Raw genomic sequence first — 14,824 nt, forward strand, 5'->3', positions numbered from 1 at the left:
CCCACCAGCCCTCATGCCCGCCTATTCCTTCGACGCCATCGACGAGCAGGGCCAGCCGCGCAAGGGCGTGCTGGAGGCCGACACCGCGCGCGCCGCGCGCGGCATGCTGCGCGCGCAGAAGCTGATCCCGCTGGAGGTCGCGGTGGTCGGCAGCGCCGGCGCCCTGCGCCCGGACGGCAGCACGGGCGGCGGGCGGCGTCTCTTCGGCCGCGCGCGCGCCTTCAGCAACACCGAGCTGACCGTGTGGACGCGGCAGATCGCCGGCCTCGTGTCCTCCGGCCTGCCGCTGGAACGCGCCCTCACCGCGCTGACCGACGAGGCCGAGCGCGAGAACCAGCGCCACCTGCTCGCCTCGCTGCGCGCCGAGGTCAACGCCGGCTCGCCCTTCGCGCGCGCGCTGGCGCAGCATCCGCGCGAGTTCTCGCCGATCTACGTCGCCGTCATCGGCGCCGGCGAGCACAGCGGCAACCTGGGACTGGTGCTCGAACGCCTGGCCGACGACCTGGAGCAGCGCCAGGCGCTGCAGCAGAAGCTCGTCGGCGCGGCGCTCTACCCAGCCATCGTGTCGGTGATCGCCATCGTCATCGTGATCTTCCTGGTGAGCTACGTGGTGCCGCAGGTGGCCAACGTGTTCGCCGGCACCAAGCGCGCGCTGCCGGTGCTGACGGTGGCGATGCTGGCCCTGAGCGACTTCGTGCGCGGCTACGGCTGGACGCTGCTGATCGGCATCGCGGCGCTCGTCGTCGGCATGCGCGTGGCGCTGGCGCGCGACGCCTTCCGCGAACGCTTCGACGCCGCCTGGCTGCGCCTGCCGATCATCGGCAAGCTCGCGCGCGGCTACAACGCCGCGCGCTTCGCCAGCACGCTGGCCATGCTGGCGACCGCCGGCGTGCCGATCCTGCGCGCCCTGCAGGCCGCCGCCGAGACCCTGGGCAACCGCGCCATGCGCACCGACGCGCTCGACGCGCTGGTGCTGGTGCGCGAGGGCGCGCCGCTGGCCTCGGCGCTGGCGCAGAAGAAGCGCTTTCCCGGCATCGTCTCGATGTTCGCGCGCCTGGGCGAGCAGACCGGTACCCTGCCGCTGATGCTGCAGCGCGCGGCCACCCAGCTCGGCGCCGAGGTGCAGCGCCGCGCGATGCACCTGGCCACCATCCTGGAGCCGCTGCTGATCGTGGCGATGGGCGGCGTGGTGATGCTGATCGTGCTGGCGGTGCTGATGCCGATCATCCAGCTCAACCAGTTCGTCAAGTGAACGCCGAGTGAGCGCCCGGTGAAACCGACCCTGGAGGACAAGCTGGTCGTGGCGATCTCGTCGCGGGCGCTGTTCGACTTTGAGGAGGAGAACCGCCTCTTCGACCCGGCCAATCCGCAGGCCTACATGGCGCTGCAGCAGCAGCGCCTGCGGGTGCCGGCGCGGCCGGGCGTGGCCTATCCGCTGGTGCACAAGCTGCTCGCCTTCAACACCGAGGCGGCGCGGCGCGTCGAGGTCGTGGTGCTCTCGCGCAACGACCCGGTCAGCGCGCTGCGCATCTTCCATTCGGCCAAGGACGCCGGCTTGCAGCTCGAGCGCGGCGTCTTCACGCAGGGACGCGATCCGTTCCGCTACCTGCGCCCGCTCGGCGCGCACCTGTTCCTGTCGGCCAACGAGCAGGACGTGAGCGCCGCCCTGGCGCTGGGTTTCCCGGCCGCGCGCGTGCTGACCGAGTCCGTGGCCGCGGGCATGAACTATCCGAGCGAGCTGCGCATCGCCTTCGACGGCGACGCGGTGCTGTTCTCCGACGAGGCCGAGCGCGTCTACCAGGCCGACGGCCTGGCCGCCTTCCAGACGCACGAGACGACCAAGGCCGCCCTGCCGCTGTCGGGCGGGCCGTTCAAGCCCTTGCTGGCGGCGCTGTTCCAGCTGCAGCAGCAGGCCGACGTCTCGGGCATGCGCATCCGCACCGCGCTGGTTACGGCGCGCAGTGCGCCGGCCCACGAGCGCGCCATCAACACCCTCCTGAACTGGGGCCTGGCGGTGGACGAGGCGATGTTCCTCGGCGGCCTGGACAAGGGGCCGTTCCTGCGCGAGTTCGAGCCCGACTTCTTCTTCGACGACCAGACCGGCCACGTCGACGGCGCCGCGCGGCACGTGCCCTCGGGGCACGTGTTCAGCGGCATCGCCAACCCGCCGCGCTGACGGGCCGGCTCCGGCGCGGGCGGCTCCTCAGCCGCCCGCGTAGCGCGCCCAGCCGGCCGCGCGCAGTTCGCAGGCCGGGCAGCCACCGCAGCCGTAGCCCCAGGCGTGGCGATGCACGCGGTCGCCCAGGTAGCAGGTGTGGGTCTCCTCGACGATCAGCTCGACCAGCGCGTCGCCGCCCAGGCGGTGCGCCATCGACCAGGTCTGCGCCTTGTCGATCCACATCAGCGGCGTCTCGATCACCAGCCGGCGCTCCAGTCCCAGCGACAGTGCGACCTGCATCGCCTTCATGGTGTCGTCGCGGCAGTCGGGGTAGCCGGAGTAGTCGGTCTCGCACACGCCGGTGACCAGCACCTGCAGGCCGCGCCGGTAGGCCAGCGCGCCCGCCAGCGCCAGGAACAGCAGGTTGCGCCCGGGCACGAAGCTGTTGGGCAGGCCGTCGGCCTGCATCGAGAAGGCGACCTCCTCGGTCAGCGAGGAGCCGCCGAGCTGGGACAGCGCGTCGACCGTGAGCAGGTGGTCCTCGCCCAGGCGCGGTGCCCAGTCGGGGAAGCGCTCGCGCAGGCGCTCGCGCACGGTGGCGCGCACGTCGAGCTCGATGCGGTGGCGCTGGCCGTAGTCGAAGCCGAGCGTCTCGACGCGCTGGTACTTGGACAGCGCCTCAGCGAGGCAGGTGGTCGAGTCCTGGCCGCCGGAGAAGAGGACGAGGGCGGTGGTGTGCATGCGGCGATTCCGTTCGAAAGCAGGAACAAGGGAAAGAGAAAAAGCGACGGGCGCGACGAGGCGGCCGGACCGGCGATTTTCTCCCGTGCGGCTGCTGGATGCGCCGCCACCGCCACGGCACGTCGCGAACTCGGCGACCGTCGCCCGGCGATCACGCCGGATCGTCGATCGGTCTCGGACCCGCGTCGGGCGACGGGATCAGAGGAAGCGTTCGAGCAGCTTGCGCGAGGCGCGGTCGAGCGCCTTCGGATCGGGCACGCGGAACTGCAGGCCCTGGGCGCTGGCGATGAGCAGCGCGCCGCCCTCGAGCCGGCGGATGTCCTCCTCGGCCTTGAGCACGAAGCGCGTGTCGCCGCGGTCGGTGCTCACGGTCCAGGTGCTGGGCACGCCGAAGCTGGAGACGGCATGCAGTCGCGTCAGCGTCGGCGCGAAGTCGCGCGCGGCGAGGTCGGCGTCGAGCAGCTCGCGCAGGGCCGGCGGCAGCTGGTCGATGCGCTCGATCCAGGCGCGCTCGCGGCCGTCGGCGCCGACCAGCGACAGGCCGCCGTCGGGGCCGGTGAGCGGGAAGGCGCGCACCGGCACGATGCCTTCGTGGCGCACGCCCTGGGCGTCGATGAGGGCGATGCGCCCGAAGGCGTCGCGTTCGAGTCGGAAGTTCATACGTCTCCGGAGGGGTGCGCCGCGTGCGTGCCGAGCGCCACCGCCACGGCCACGCGCTCCTCGGTGGCGCGGTCGGTGCGTTTCTCGCTCTCGGCCTGGCGCAGCTGGGCCTGGTAGAGCCGCCAGTAGGCGCCCTTCTTTTCCATCAGCGCGTCGTGCGGGCCGACCTCCACGACCTCGCCGCGGTCCATCACCACCAGCCGGTCGGCCTTGCGCAGCGTGGACAGGCGGTGCGCGATGGCGATGGTCGTGCGGCCCTGCACCAGGTTGTCGAGCGCCTTCTGGATCTCGTGCTCGGTCTCGGTGTCGACCGCCGAGGTGGCCTCGTCGAGGATCAGGATGCGCGGGTCGATGAGCAGCGCGCGCGCGATGCTGATGCGCTGGCGCTCGCCGCCCGAGAGGCCCTGGCCGCGTTCGCCCACGAGCGAGTCGTAGCCGTGCGGCAGGCGCAGGATGAAGTCGTGCGCGTGGGCCGCGCGCGCGGCCGCGACGATCTCCTCGCGCGTCGCCTCGGGCCGGCCGTAGGCGATGTTCTGGGCGATGGTGCCGAAGAACAGGAACGGCTCCTGCAGCACCAGCCCGACGTGACGCCGGTAGTCGGCCACGGCGAAGCGCCGGATGTCGGTGCCGTCGACCTGCAGCGCGCCGTCGGTGACGTCGTAGAAGCGGCAGATCAGGTTGACCAACGTGCTCTTGCCCGAGCCGCTGTGGCCGACCAGGCCGATCATCTCGCCCGGCTCGATGGTCAGGTCGAGGTTGCGGATCACCGAGCGCGAGCCGTAGCGGAAGCCCATGCCCTTCATCTGGATGCGTCCGCGCACCTTCTGCAGCGGCACCGGATTGGCGGGCTCGGGCACGTTGCTCACGTGGTCGAGGATGTCGAAGATGCGCTTGGCGCCGGCCGCGGCCTTCTGCGTGACCGAGACGATGCGGCTCATCGAGTCGAGCCGCGTGTAGAAGCGCCCGATGTAGGCGATGAATGCCGTGAGCACGCCCACCGTGATGCTGCCGCGCGCCACCTGCCAGATGCCGAAGCCCCAGACCACCAGCAGCCCGATCTCGGTGAGCAGCGACACGCTGGGCGTGAACAGCGACCACATCCGGTTGAGCCGGTCGTTGACCTGCAGGTTGTAGCGATTGGCCTCGCGGAAGCGGTCGGCCTCGCGCTTCTCCTGCGCGAAGGCCTTGACCACGCGGATGCCGGGGATGGTGTCGGCCAGCACGTTGGTGACCTCGCTCCAGACGCGGTCGATCTTCTCGAAGCCGGTGCGCAGGCGGTCGCGCACGAAATGGATCATCCAGCCGATGAAGGGCAGCGGCACCAGCGTGACGACCGCCAGCAGCGGATTGATCGACACCAGGATGGCGGCGGTCATGACGATCATCAGCACGTCGGTCAGGAAGTCGAGCGCATGCAGCGACAGGAAGACGTTGATGCGGTCGGTCTCCGAGCCGATGCGCGCCATCAGGTCGCCGGTGCGCTTGCCGCCGAAGTAGTCCAGCGGCAGGGTCAGCAGGTGCTCGTAGGTGGTGGTGCGCAGGTCGGCGCCGATGCGCTCGGACACCAGCGCCAGCAGGTAGGTGCGCGCCCAGCCCAATGCCCAGCCCGCCAGCGCCGAGGCGAACAGCGCAGAGAGGAACAGCGCCACCTTCTCGAAGGCGATCTGCTGCCCGTTCTGGAACGGGATCAGGATGTCGTCCATCAGCGGGATGGTCAGGTAGGGCGGCACCAGCGTCGCGGCGGTCGAGGCCAGCGTGAGCAGGAAGCCCCCGATGAGCTGCTTGCGATAGGGTTTGGCGAAGCGTCCGAGCCGCAGCAGCACCCAGGTCGAGGGCGGCGTCGGGGCCTTGCGCGAGGCCGGCAGCGCGTCGTCGTCCTCGGCCGCCGCCGTGGCCGACGCGCCGGCGATGCGGCGCTCGAACTGCTTGAGCAGGGCCAGCGCCTCGGCCTGGTGCGCGAGCGTGTAGCGCCAGCGGCCGAGCCGGCCCCGGGCGTCGGTCAGGTCGAAGGTGCCGATGCCGGCGTGGTCGCTCAGCTGCAGCGCGAGGCCTTCGCGACTGAGTTCCCAATCGCGCCACGTGCCGTCGGATTCGCGCGCCAGCAGGCGATGATCGGTAAGCGCGAGCAGACCGTCGGTGAAATGCAGCCGGGCATCGAGGTCAACCGTCAGACGCGCCAAGACGTTTTCCACCATCGTGAGCTGGGCTTCCAGCCCATCTGGCGCCACTTCTGCCCTGCCCTCCCGGGATTCGACTGGATCGTGATGTTGCATTGTGTTTCTGTCTCTCTGACCCCGGGCAAACCGCCCACCGGCCCGCGCCGGGCTTCGATTCTGAGCCATTCCCATGGCCGCCACTGAATCCGCCCGCGTGCTCGGTCCAGGCACATCGAACGTTTCCATGACCCGTTTCGACGACATCGGCCTGACGCGCATCCGCTACCTGCGCGGCCCCAACCTCTGGACCTACCGGTCCGTGCTCGAAGTCTGGCTCGACCTGGGCCGCCTGGAAGACTTCCCCTCCAACCTCATCGACGGCCTGAGCGAGCGCCTGACGACCCTGCTGCCGGCGCTCGTCGAGCACCACTGCGGCGTCGGCGAGCGCGGCGGCTTCATCCAGCGGCTCAACGAGGGCACCTGGGCCGGCCACGTGCTCGAGCACGTCGTCATCGAGCTGCTCAACCTCGCAGGCATGCCCACCGGCTTCGGCCAGACCCGCAGCACCTCTCGCCACGGCGTCTACCGGATGGTGTTCCGCGCCCGCGACGAGCAGGTCGCCCGCGCCGCCCTGGCCGAGGGCCACCGTCTGCTGATGGCGGCGATCAACGACACCCCCTTCACGGCGGCGGACGTGCAGGCCGCGGTCGACGCGGTACGCGGCAAGCTGGAGGACTGCTACCTCGGCCCCAGCACGGCGGCCATCGTCGCGGCCGCCACCGACCGCGGCATCCCGCACATGCGCCTGAACGACGGCAACTTGGTGCAGCTGGGCTACGGCGCGATGCAGCAGCGCATCTGGACGGCCGAGACCGACCACACCAGCGCCATCGGCGAATCGATCGCCAGCGACAAGGAACTGACCAAGTCGCTGCTGCAGAGTTGCGGCGTGCCGGTGCCCGAGGGCCGCGTGGTGGCCGACGCCGAGGAGGCCTGGGAAGCGGCCGAGGACATCGGCCTGCCGGTGGTCGTCAAGCCCTCGGACGCCAACCACGGGCGCGGCGTGTCGCTCGAACTCACCACCCGCGAGGAGGTGATCGCCGCCTTCGCCGTGGCCGAGCCCGAGGGCAGCGACGTGATGGTCGAGCGCTTCGTGCGCGGTCACGAGCACCGCCTGCTGGTGGTCGGCGGCCAAGTGGTGGCGGCGGCGCGCGGCGCCTTCGTCACCGTCACGGGCGACGGCAGCGCCAGCGTCGCGCAGCTCATCGACGACCAGCTCAACAGCGATCCGCGGCGCGGCGCGCTGGAAGAATTCCCGCTCGACTTCATCGATCTGGCGACCGACGCCAAGCTGCAGCTGGAACTCCGGCGCCAAGCGCTCGACGGCGACGCCGTGCCGGACGCCGGCCGGATCGTCACCATCCAGCGCAACGGCAACCTCGGCGTCGACTGCACCGACCTGGTCCACCCCGAGGTCGCCCACGCCGCCGTGCTGGCCGCGCGCGTCATCGGTCTGGACATCGCCGGCATCGACCTGGTGGCCGAGGACATCGGCCGGCCGCTCGCGGCCCAGCGCGGCGCCATCGTCGAGGTCAATGCCGGGCCGGGCCTGCTGATGCACCTGAAGCCGGCCGTCGGCTCGCCGCGTCCGGTGGGCCGCGCGATCTGCGACCACCTGTTCCCCGAGACCGGCGACGACGCCGCGGCCGGTCGCATCCCCGTCGTCGGCGTGGCCGGCTCGCGCGAGACGGCGGTGCTGGCGCGGCTGGTGGCCTGGCTGGTCGGCCTGAGCGGACGCCACACCGGCTTGGCCTGCCGCGACGGCCTGTTCCTGGACCGCCGCCGCGTCGACGCGCGCGACAGCGCCCACTGGGACGCCGGCCACCGCCTGCTGGTCAACCGCGCCGTGCAGGCGGTGGTGATCGAGAACGGCGCGCAGACCATCCTGCGCGACGGCCTGGCCTACGACCGCTGCCAGGTCGGCATCGTCAACGACCTCGACGGCTTCGCCGGCCTGGAGGAGTTCGACATCACCGGGAGCGACCAGCTGGTGCGCGTGCTGCGCACCCAGGTCGACGTCGTGCTGCCCGAGGGCACGGCCGTGCTCAACGCGGCCGATCCGCGCGTCGCCGCGCTGGCGCCGCTGTGCGACGGCGACGTGATCCTGTACGCCGAAGACGAGCGCGCCACCGCGCTGGCCGCGCACCGCGAGGCCGGCGGCCGCTCAGTGCTGATCCGCCAGGACCGCGTGGTGCTGGCCACCGGCGGCGGCGAGTCGTTCCTGCCCGGCCTCGGACGCCTGACCGTCTGGCGCGCGACGCACATCGGCGTGACGCTGGAGAGCCTGCTCGCGGCGGTCGCCGCCGGCTGGGCGCTGGGCATTCCGCTGAACCTGATCGGCGCCGGCGCCGAGGCCTTCGAATCCGACCTGCAGGCGGCGCTGGCCTCGCTGCAGCTGTCGCAGACCGTGCCGTCGGCGGAGTCGCCGGTGCTGCAGGTGGCCTGAGGACGGGGTCGTCGCCGCGGTGGGTCGCCCGTCGTCCTGCCGCCGCGGTCCCGCTCCCGGGTGCCGTTTCCGCCAGGCCCCTCCCGTCATCGCCGGCCGCTCCGTCCGCCTTTCTCCCTTCCTTCCTCCTTCTCAACCTCCAACGCCCACGCCATGGAAGTCACCCGCACCCGCGCCCTGCGCGGCCCCAATCTCTGGAGCCGCCACACGTCCATCGAGGCGGTCGTCGCCTGCCATGGCGACGAGAACACGGTCGGCCGCCTGGCCGGCTTCGAGCGGCGCCTGCGGGCGCTCTTCCCGACCATCGGCGAACTGCATCCGACCGTGCTGGGCCAGCCGCTCTCGCTCGCCCACGTGCTGGAGAACGCCGCGCTGGCGCTGCAGTCGCAGTCGGGCAGCGCCGTGATGTTCGGCAACACCACGCGCACGCTCGAGGACGGCGTCTACCAGGTGGTGGTGCAGTACGCCGAGGAGGCCGTGGGCCGCCGCGCGGTGGCGCTGGCCGCCGAGCTGATCGCGGCCGCGTCGCGCGAGGACGGCCACTTCGACACCCGCGCCGCCCTCGCCGAGCTGCGCGACCTCGACGAGTCCGAACGCCTGGGCCCGAGCACCGGCTCGATCGTCGACGCCGCCACGGCGCGCGGCATCCCGCACCGGCGGCTCACGCGCGGCAGTCTGGTGCAGTTCGGCTGGGGCGTGCGCCAGCGCCGCATCCAGGCCGCCGAGGTCGACAGCACCAGCGGCGTGGCCGAGGCCATCGCTCAGGACAAGGAACTCACCAAGCAGCTGCTCGACGCCGCCGGCGTGCCGGTGCCGCGCGGCCGGCCGGTGAGCGACGCCGCCGACGGCTGGGCGGCGGCCCAGGAGATCGGCCTGCCGGTGGTGGTCAAGCCGCAGGACGGCAACCAGGGCAAGGGCGTGACCGTCAACATCGTCACGCGCGAACAGCTCGACGCCGCCTTCGCCTCGGCGGCGGTGTACGGCGAGGTGATGGTCGAGAAATTCCTGCCCGGCTTCGACTACCGCCTGCTGGTGGTCGGCGACCGGCTGGTGGCGGCGGCCCGGCGCGACCCGCCGCAGGTGATCGGCGACGGCACGTCCACCGTGCGCCAGCTGGTCGATGCCGTCAACCTCGACCCGCGGCGCGGCGAGGGCCACGCCACGTCGCTGACCAAGATCCGGCTCGACGACATCGCCATCGGCCGCCTGGAGGACCAGGGCCTCGCGCCGGAGAGCGTGCCCGCGCTCGGCCAGCGCGTGGTGCTGCGCAACAACGCCAACCTGTCCACCGGCGGCACCGCCACCGACGTGACCGACACCGTGCATCCCGAGGTCGCCGCGCGCGCGATCGACGCCGCGCAGATGGTGGGCCTGGACATCTGCGGCGTCGACATGGTGTGCGAGAACGTGCTGCGTCCGCTGGAGGAACAGCACGGCGGCGTGGTCGAGGTCAACGCCGCGCCGGGCCTGCGCATGCACATCTCGCCGTCCTTCGGCCGCGGCCGCGCGGTCGGCGAGGCGGTCATGGACACGCTGTTCGCGCCCGGCGACGACGGCCGCATCCCGGTGGTGGCCGTCACCGGCACCAACGGCAAGACGACCACGGCGCGCCTGATCAACCACCTGCTGGCGGCCGGCGGCCTGGTCACCGGCATGACCAACACCGACGGCGTCTGGGTCGACGGCCGGCAGACCGACAGCGGCGACTGCAGCGGCCCGAAGAGCGCGCGCAACGTGCTGCTGCACCCCGACGTCGAGGCGGCCGTGTTCGAGGTCGCGCGCGGCGGCGTGCTGCGCGAGGGGCTCGGCTTCGACCGCTGCGAGGTCGCCGTCGTCACCAACATCGGCAGCGGCGACCACCTGGGCCTGAACTACATCACCACCGTCGAGGACCTGGCGGTGCTCAAGCGCGTGATCGTGCGCAACGTCGCCGAGCGCGGCTTCGCCGTGCTCAACGCCGCCGACCCCAACGTCGCGGCGATGGCGCCCTCGTGCCCCGGCGGCATCGTCTTCTTCACCGCCGACCGCCAGCATCCGGTCATGGCCACGCACCGCGCGCAGGGCAAGCGCACCGTGTACGTCGACCGCGACACGCTGGTGGCCGCCGAGGGCTCGTGGCGCGAGCGCGTCGCGCTGCGCGACGTGCCCATCACCCGCAACGGCACGCTGCCGTTCCAGGTCGAGAACGTGATGGCCGCCATGGCGGCGGCCTGGGCGCTGGGACTCGACTGGGACATCATCCGCAGCGGCCTGGCGAGCTTCAAGAACGACGCGGCCGGCGTGCCGGGCCGCTTCAACCTGATGGCGTACCGGGGCGCCACCGTGATCGCCGACTACGGCCACAACACCGACGCCATGAAGGCCCTGGTGGCGGCCGTCGACACGCTGCCGGCGAAGCACCGCTCGGTGGTCATCAGCGGCGCGGGCGACCGGCGCGACTGCGACATCCGCGACCAGACCGCCATCCTCGGCGAGGCCTTCGACGACGTCGTCCTCTACCAGGACGCGGCGCAGCGCGGCCGTGCCGACGGCGAGGTGATGGCGCTGCTGCGTCAGGGCCTGGCGGGCGCAGGACGCACGCGGCGCATCGACGAGATCCGCGGCGAGTTCACGGCCATCGACACCGCCCTGGAACGCTTGCGTCCGGGCGACCTGGCGCTGATCCTGGTGGACCAGGTGGAAGAGGCCCTGGCGCACCTGGCGATGCGCATCGCACAGGCCGAACCGGCCATGGCCGCTGTCGACCCTGTCGCGGCCACGGCGCCGGCCGCCTGAGGGGCGGTCCGGAAGGAAGGCGTTCCGTCCGGCACGAACGGTCGTGCGGCCGGCCTACGGTCGGCACCTCCGTTCACGAACAGAAAGCCGGTGCATCTTCATGTCTCTCGCTCCCGAATGGCTGGACGCGATCCAGTGGCCAGCGATGCTCGCCTCGATCGCGGCCGCATGGCTCGTGGCCTCCAACGCGCAGCAGCGCCGCAACGTCGGCTTCTGGGTCTTCCTGGGCAGCAACGCGCTGTGGATCGTCTGGGGCGTTCACACCGGAGGCTGGGCGCTGGTCACGCTGCAGATCGCGCTGGCGGTCATGAACGTCCGCGGCCTGAAGAAGACCACCACGGCAGTGCGGAACCGAGTGCCGTCGACCATGCCGGACGAGTCCCACATCGGTTGGCGTCGTGCACGACCGACGATCCCGGCTTCGTCCGGTAGCGACATTCGGGTGCAACGTCCAGTTTCCAATGCGCACCACTCGCTCGATCCGCGTGCAAAAACGACGATACAGGTGCGAAATCGTATCCGGATGCAACGATTCCCCGACTCGTCCCTTACCAATCTTCTTGAATCGACACCATGAAAACCATCCTTCGGTCATCGGCCCTCGCATGCGTCGCCGTCGGCGTCTTGATGGCGGGTTCGCCATCGTGGTCCCAGGGTGATCGCATGACCTGCGACGGCAAACAGCAGGATCGCGCCGCCTGCCTGCGGGAAGCCGGCGCCGCCCGGCAGGAGGCCCAAAGAGGGGGTTTGAGCAACGCCGGTCCGGGCGTCGAGAACCAGAACGCCCTGTCCCGGTGCAAACTCCAGCCCCCGGCCGACCGTGCCGACTGCGAGGCACGGGTCAAGGGAACGGGTCAGACGTCGACGGAGGGCAGCGTGATGGGCGGCGGCGTGATCCGCGAGACCGTCACGCCCGTGCCGGCGACGGGCCGCTGAAGGAAACAATCGCTCGGCGGCACGGCATGCCGCCGATGGAGATCAGATCCGGGAATCGATCACCGCATGGGCGATGGCCACGACCGCCGTCGTCATGGCACGCGCCCGGGGAGCCCACATCTCGGCGACGAACTGCGCCGGATCGCCTTGCGAGGAAGGCACACTGCCCGCACGACCACCGGTGGCGATGAAGTCGAGCATGTCTGCGTAGTCGTCGCTGTCCAGGTGGAGTGTTTGCATTCGTCGATCGTAGTGCGCAGAGGCGCTCATCCAGCCACCAAGGGATGAGTCAGATAGACGGACGGTCGCAATTGTTCACGAATTGTCAATCGAATGTCAACCATCTCCCTGACGCCTTCATGTCACTCCACCGTGACACTCTTGGCGAGGTTGCGCGGCTTGTCGACGTCCGTGCCACGGGCGCACGCCGTGTGATAGGCCAGCAGCTGCAGGGGAACCACGTGCAGCAGAGGTGACAGGGCGCCGTAGTGGCCCGGCATGCGGATCACGTGCAATCCCTCGTCGCTGCCGATGTGCGTGTCGCTGTCTGCCAACACGTACAGCACGCCGCCCCGGGCGCGCACTTCCTGCAGGTTGCTCTTGAGCTTCTCCAGCAGGGCGTCGTTGGGTGCCACGGCGACCACCGGCATCTCGCTCGTCACCAGGGCCAGCGGCCCGTGCTTGAGTTCGCCGGCGGCATAGGCCTCGGCGTGGATGTAGGTCACCTCCTTGAGCTTGAGCGCGCCTTCCAGGGCGATCGGGTAGTGCAGTCCGCGCCCCAGGAACAGTGCGTTCTCCTTGCGGGCGAAATCCTCCGACCAGCCGATGATCTGCGGCTCCAGCGCCAGCACCGCCTGCAGGGCGACCGGCAGGTGACGCATCTGCTTGAGGTAGGCCGCTTCCTCGGCCTCGTCGAGCCGTCCCTTGGCCTGCGCCAGGGCGAGCGTCAGCAGGAACAGGCCGGCGAGCTGCGTGGTGAACGCCTTCGTGGACGCCACGCCGATCTCCACGCCGGCGCGGGTGATGTAGGCCAGCTTGCATTCGCGCACCATGGCGCTGGTGATCACGTTGCAGATCGTCAGCGTCTGCTCCATGCCCAGGCTGCGCGCATGCCGGAGGGCTGCCAGGGTGTCGGCAGTCTCGCCCGACTGCGAGATGGTCACGACCAGCGTGCGCGCGTCGGGCACCGAGTCGCGGTAGCGGTATTCGCTCGCGATCTCGACCTGCGTCGGGATCCTCGCGATGCTCTCGAGCCAGTACTTGGCGGTGCAGCCGCTGTAGTAGCTGGTGCCGCAGGCCAGGATCAGTACCCGGTCGATCTCCTTGAAGACGCGATGCGCGCTGGCGCCCGTCGCGCCGTCCTGGCCGATGCCGTCGAACAGTTCCGGCACGATGCCCTCGACGCCTTCGAGCGTGTCGGCGATGGCGCGCGGCTGCTCGAAGATCTCCTTCTGCATGTAGTGGCGGTAGGGGCCGAGTTCGGCCGCGCCGCTGTGCGCTCGCACCGTGCGCACGGGGCGCCGCTGGTCGTCGAGCGGCTTGTGCGAGCGGTCGACGATCCAGTACTTGCCCGGCTGCAGGTCGACGACGTCGCCCTCCTCCAGGTAGACGATCCGGTCGGTCACCCCCGCCAGCGCCATCGCGTCGCTGGCGAGGAAGTTCTCGCCGCCATCGGTGCCCACGCCCAGGATCAGCGGCGAGCCGGCGCGCGCGCCGATCACGCGGTGCGGCTCGTCGCGGCAGATCACCGCGATGGCGTAGGCGCCGCGCAACTGGAGCACGGCCGCCTTGACGGCCTCGAACAGGTCGCCGTCGTAGAGGCTGTCGACCAGGTGGGCGATGACCTCGGTGTCGGTCTGGCTCGTGAAGACGTAGCCGCGCGCCTCCAGGGCGGCGCGCAGGGTCTCGTGGTTCTCGATGATGCCGTTGTGTACCAGTCCCACGCGGGCCTGGCGGACCGTGCCGGTGTCGTCGCCGGCCGCGACGCCGGGGCCCAGGCTGAAGTGCGGGTGCGCGTTGTGCACGGCGGGCGCGCCGTGCGTGGCCCAGCGGGTGTGGGCGATGCCGGTCAGGCCTTCGACGTGGTCCTCGCGCACCTGGGTGACGAGATCGGCCACCCGTGAGGTCGTGCGCGTGCGCGTCAGGCCCCCGGCGTGCACGGCCACGCCGCAGGAATCGTAGCCCCGGTATTCGAGCCGCTGCAGCCCCTGCACCAGGACCGGGACGATGTTGCGATGGGAAGCCGCGCCGACGATGCCGCACATGGAAGACCTGCCTTGAGAACGTTGAAGTGGTCGAATGGTAGGACCGATGGAGCGACAGTTAATTTCTCGATTTGCTCATCGAAGAAATATTATTTTGATGGCTGCTTGAAATGGAATTTAATTCCATTCATCATCTTTCGATGGAACATTTGTCTCTCGATGCCATCGACCTGCGCCTGCTCGATGGGCTGCAGCGCGACGCCTCCAGGACCAATCAGCAACTCGCCGCGGACCTGCACATCTCGCCCCCGACCTGCCTGCGCCGCGTGCAGCGCCTGCGCGGCGCCGGATTGATCGAGCGCGAGGTCGCCTTGCTGTCGCCCGAGCGTCTGGCACAGGTGATCGGACATGGACTGCAGGCCGTGATCGAGGTGTCGCTCGACCGCCAGGATGCCGACGCCCTCGACGCCTTCGAGGCCAGGACGGTGGCCGACGACGCCGTGCAGCAATGCTGGCGTGTCTCGCCGGGACCGGACTTCGTGCTGATCGTCGCCGTGCGCGACATGCCGGGCTACCAGGCGCTGGCACAGCGCCTGTTCACCACCGATGCCAACGTGCGCAACGTGAAGGCCTTCTTCGGCCTCAAGCGGGCGAAGTTCGAACCCCGCCTGCCCCTGTGAAACGCGGA

Annotated in this window: 12 protein-coding genes; 7 read left to right on the forward strand and 5 right to left on the reverse strand. The window is 70.7% G+C overall.

Going from position 1 to position 14,824, the window contains the following annotated elements:
• The first annotated feature begins 13 nt into the window (after positions 1-13).
• Both gspF and ABID77_RS09075 read left to right on the forward strand, forming a co-directional pair.
• On the forward strand, positions 14-1,252 hold the full coding sequence (gene gspF, locus ABID77_RS09070) for a type II secretion system inner membrane protein GspF (protein WP_429594042.1): 1,239 nt from the start codon (positions 14-16) through the stop codon (positions 1,250-1,252).
• An 18-nt stretch (positions 1,253-1,270) separates the two neighbouring features.
• Entirely contained in the window at positions 1,271-2,176 is a 906-nt protein-coding gene (locus ABID77_RS09075; RefSeq protein WP_429594045.1) for a 5'-nucleotidase, read from the forward strand.
• Between the two features lie 27 nt (positions 2,177-2,203).
• Here the strand turns inward: ABID77_RS09075 and queC are convergent, their stop codons facing one another.
• The 3 genes from queC to ABID77_RS09090 form a co-directional block, all read right to left on the reverse strand.
• Complete coding sequence (gene queC / locus ABID77_RS09080) at positions 2,204-2,899, reverse strand: 7-cyano-7-deazaguanine synthase QueC (RefSeq protein ID WP_429594047.1); 696 nt, start codon at positions 2,897-2,899, stop codon at positions 2,204-2,206.
• A 198-nt stretch (positions 2,900-3,097) separates the two neighbouring features.
• Positions 3,098-3,559, reverse strand: a complete 462-nt coding sequence (locus ABID77_RS09085; protein WP_429594049.1) for a DUF1854 domain-containing protein — start codon at positions 3,557-3,559, stop codon at positions 3,098-3,100.
• On the reverse strand, positions 3,556-5,832 hold the full coding sequence (locus tag ABID77_RS09090) for an ABC transporter ATP-binding protein (protein ID WP_429594051.1): 2,277 nt from the start codon (positions 5,830-5,832) through the stop codon (positions 3,556-3,558). Before ABID77_RS09090 ends, ABID77_RS09085 begins: the two co-directional genes overlap by 4 nt.
• A gap of 127 nt (positions 5,833-5,959) precedes the next feature.
• Between ABID77_RS09090 and cphA (ABID77_RS09095) the strand changes: the two genes are divergently transcribed.
• From cphA (ABID77_RS09095) to ABID77_RS09110, 4 genes are all read left to right on the forward strand, one after another.
• The gene (gene cphA / locus ABID77_RS09095; protein ID WP_429594053.1) at positions 5,960-8,221 is read left to right on the forward strand and encodes a cyanophycin synthetase; all 2,262 of its coding nucleotides are present in this window, start codon (positions 5,960-5,962) and stop codon (positions 8,219-8,221) included.
• 153 nt (positions 8,222-8,374) lie between these two features.
• Positions 8,375-10,996, forward strand: coding sequence for a cyanophycin synthetase (cphA, locus tag ABID77_RS09100; protein ID WP_429594055.1), 2,622 nt, complete (start codon positions 8,375-8,377; stop codon positions 10,994-10,996).
• 100 nt (positions 10,997-11,096) lie between these two features.
• Positions 11,097-11,573 carry a hypothetical protein gene (locus ABID77_RS09105; RefSeq protein ID WP_429594057.1) on the forward strand — a complete coding sequence of 159 codons (477 nt, stop codon included), beginning with the start codon at positions 11,097-11,099 and terminating at the stop codon, positions 11,571-11,573.
• Complete coding sequence (locus tag ABID77_RS09110; RefSeq protein WP_429594059.1) at positions 11,570-11,932, forward strand: hypothetical protein; 363 nt, start codon at positions 11,570-11,572, stop codon at positions 11,930-11,932. Before ABID77_RS09105 ends, ABID77_RS09110 begins: the two co-directional genes overlap by 4 nt.
• A 42-nt stretch (positions 11,933-11,974) precedes the next feature.
• Here ABID77_RS09110 and ABID77_RS09115 read toward each other — a convergent pair whose 3' ends face one another.
• A complete protein-coding gene (locus tag ABID77_RS09115; protein ID WP_429594062.1) occupies positions 11,975-12,172 on the reverse strand; it encodes a hypothetical protein in 198 nt (65 codons plus the stop codon).
• A 122-nt stretch (positions 12,173-12,294) separates the two neighbouring features.
• Positions 12,295-14,196 carry a glutamine--fructose-6-phosphate transaminase (isomerizing) gene (glmS, locus tag ABID77_RS09120; protein ID WP_429594065.1) on the reverse strand — a complete coding sequence of 634 codons (1,902 nt, stop codon included), beginning with the start codon at positions 14,194-14,196 and terminating at the stop codon, positions 12,295-12,297.
• A gap of 140 nt (positions 14,197-14,336) precedes the next feature.
• Between glmS and ABID77_RS09125 the strand changes: the two genes are divergently transcribed.
• Positions 14,337-14,816 (forward strand): Lrp/AsnC family transcriptional regulator, encoded by a 480-nt coding sequence (locus tag ABID77_RS09125; protein ID WP_429594068.1) that lies wholly within the window; start codon positions 14,337-14,339, stop codon positions 14,814-14,816.
• The last annotated feature ends 8 nt before the right edge of the window (positions 14,817-14,824 follow it).

The organism is Variovorax sp. PvP013, assembly GCF_050435945.1.
Taxonomy (GTDB): Bacteria; Pseudomonadota; Gammaproteobacteria; order Burkholderiales; family Burkholderiaceae_C; genus Variovorax.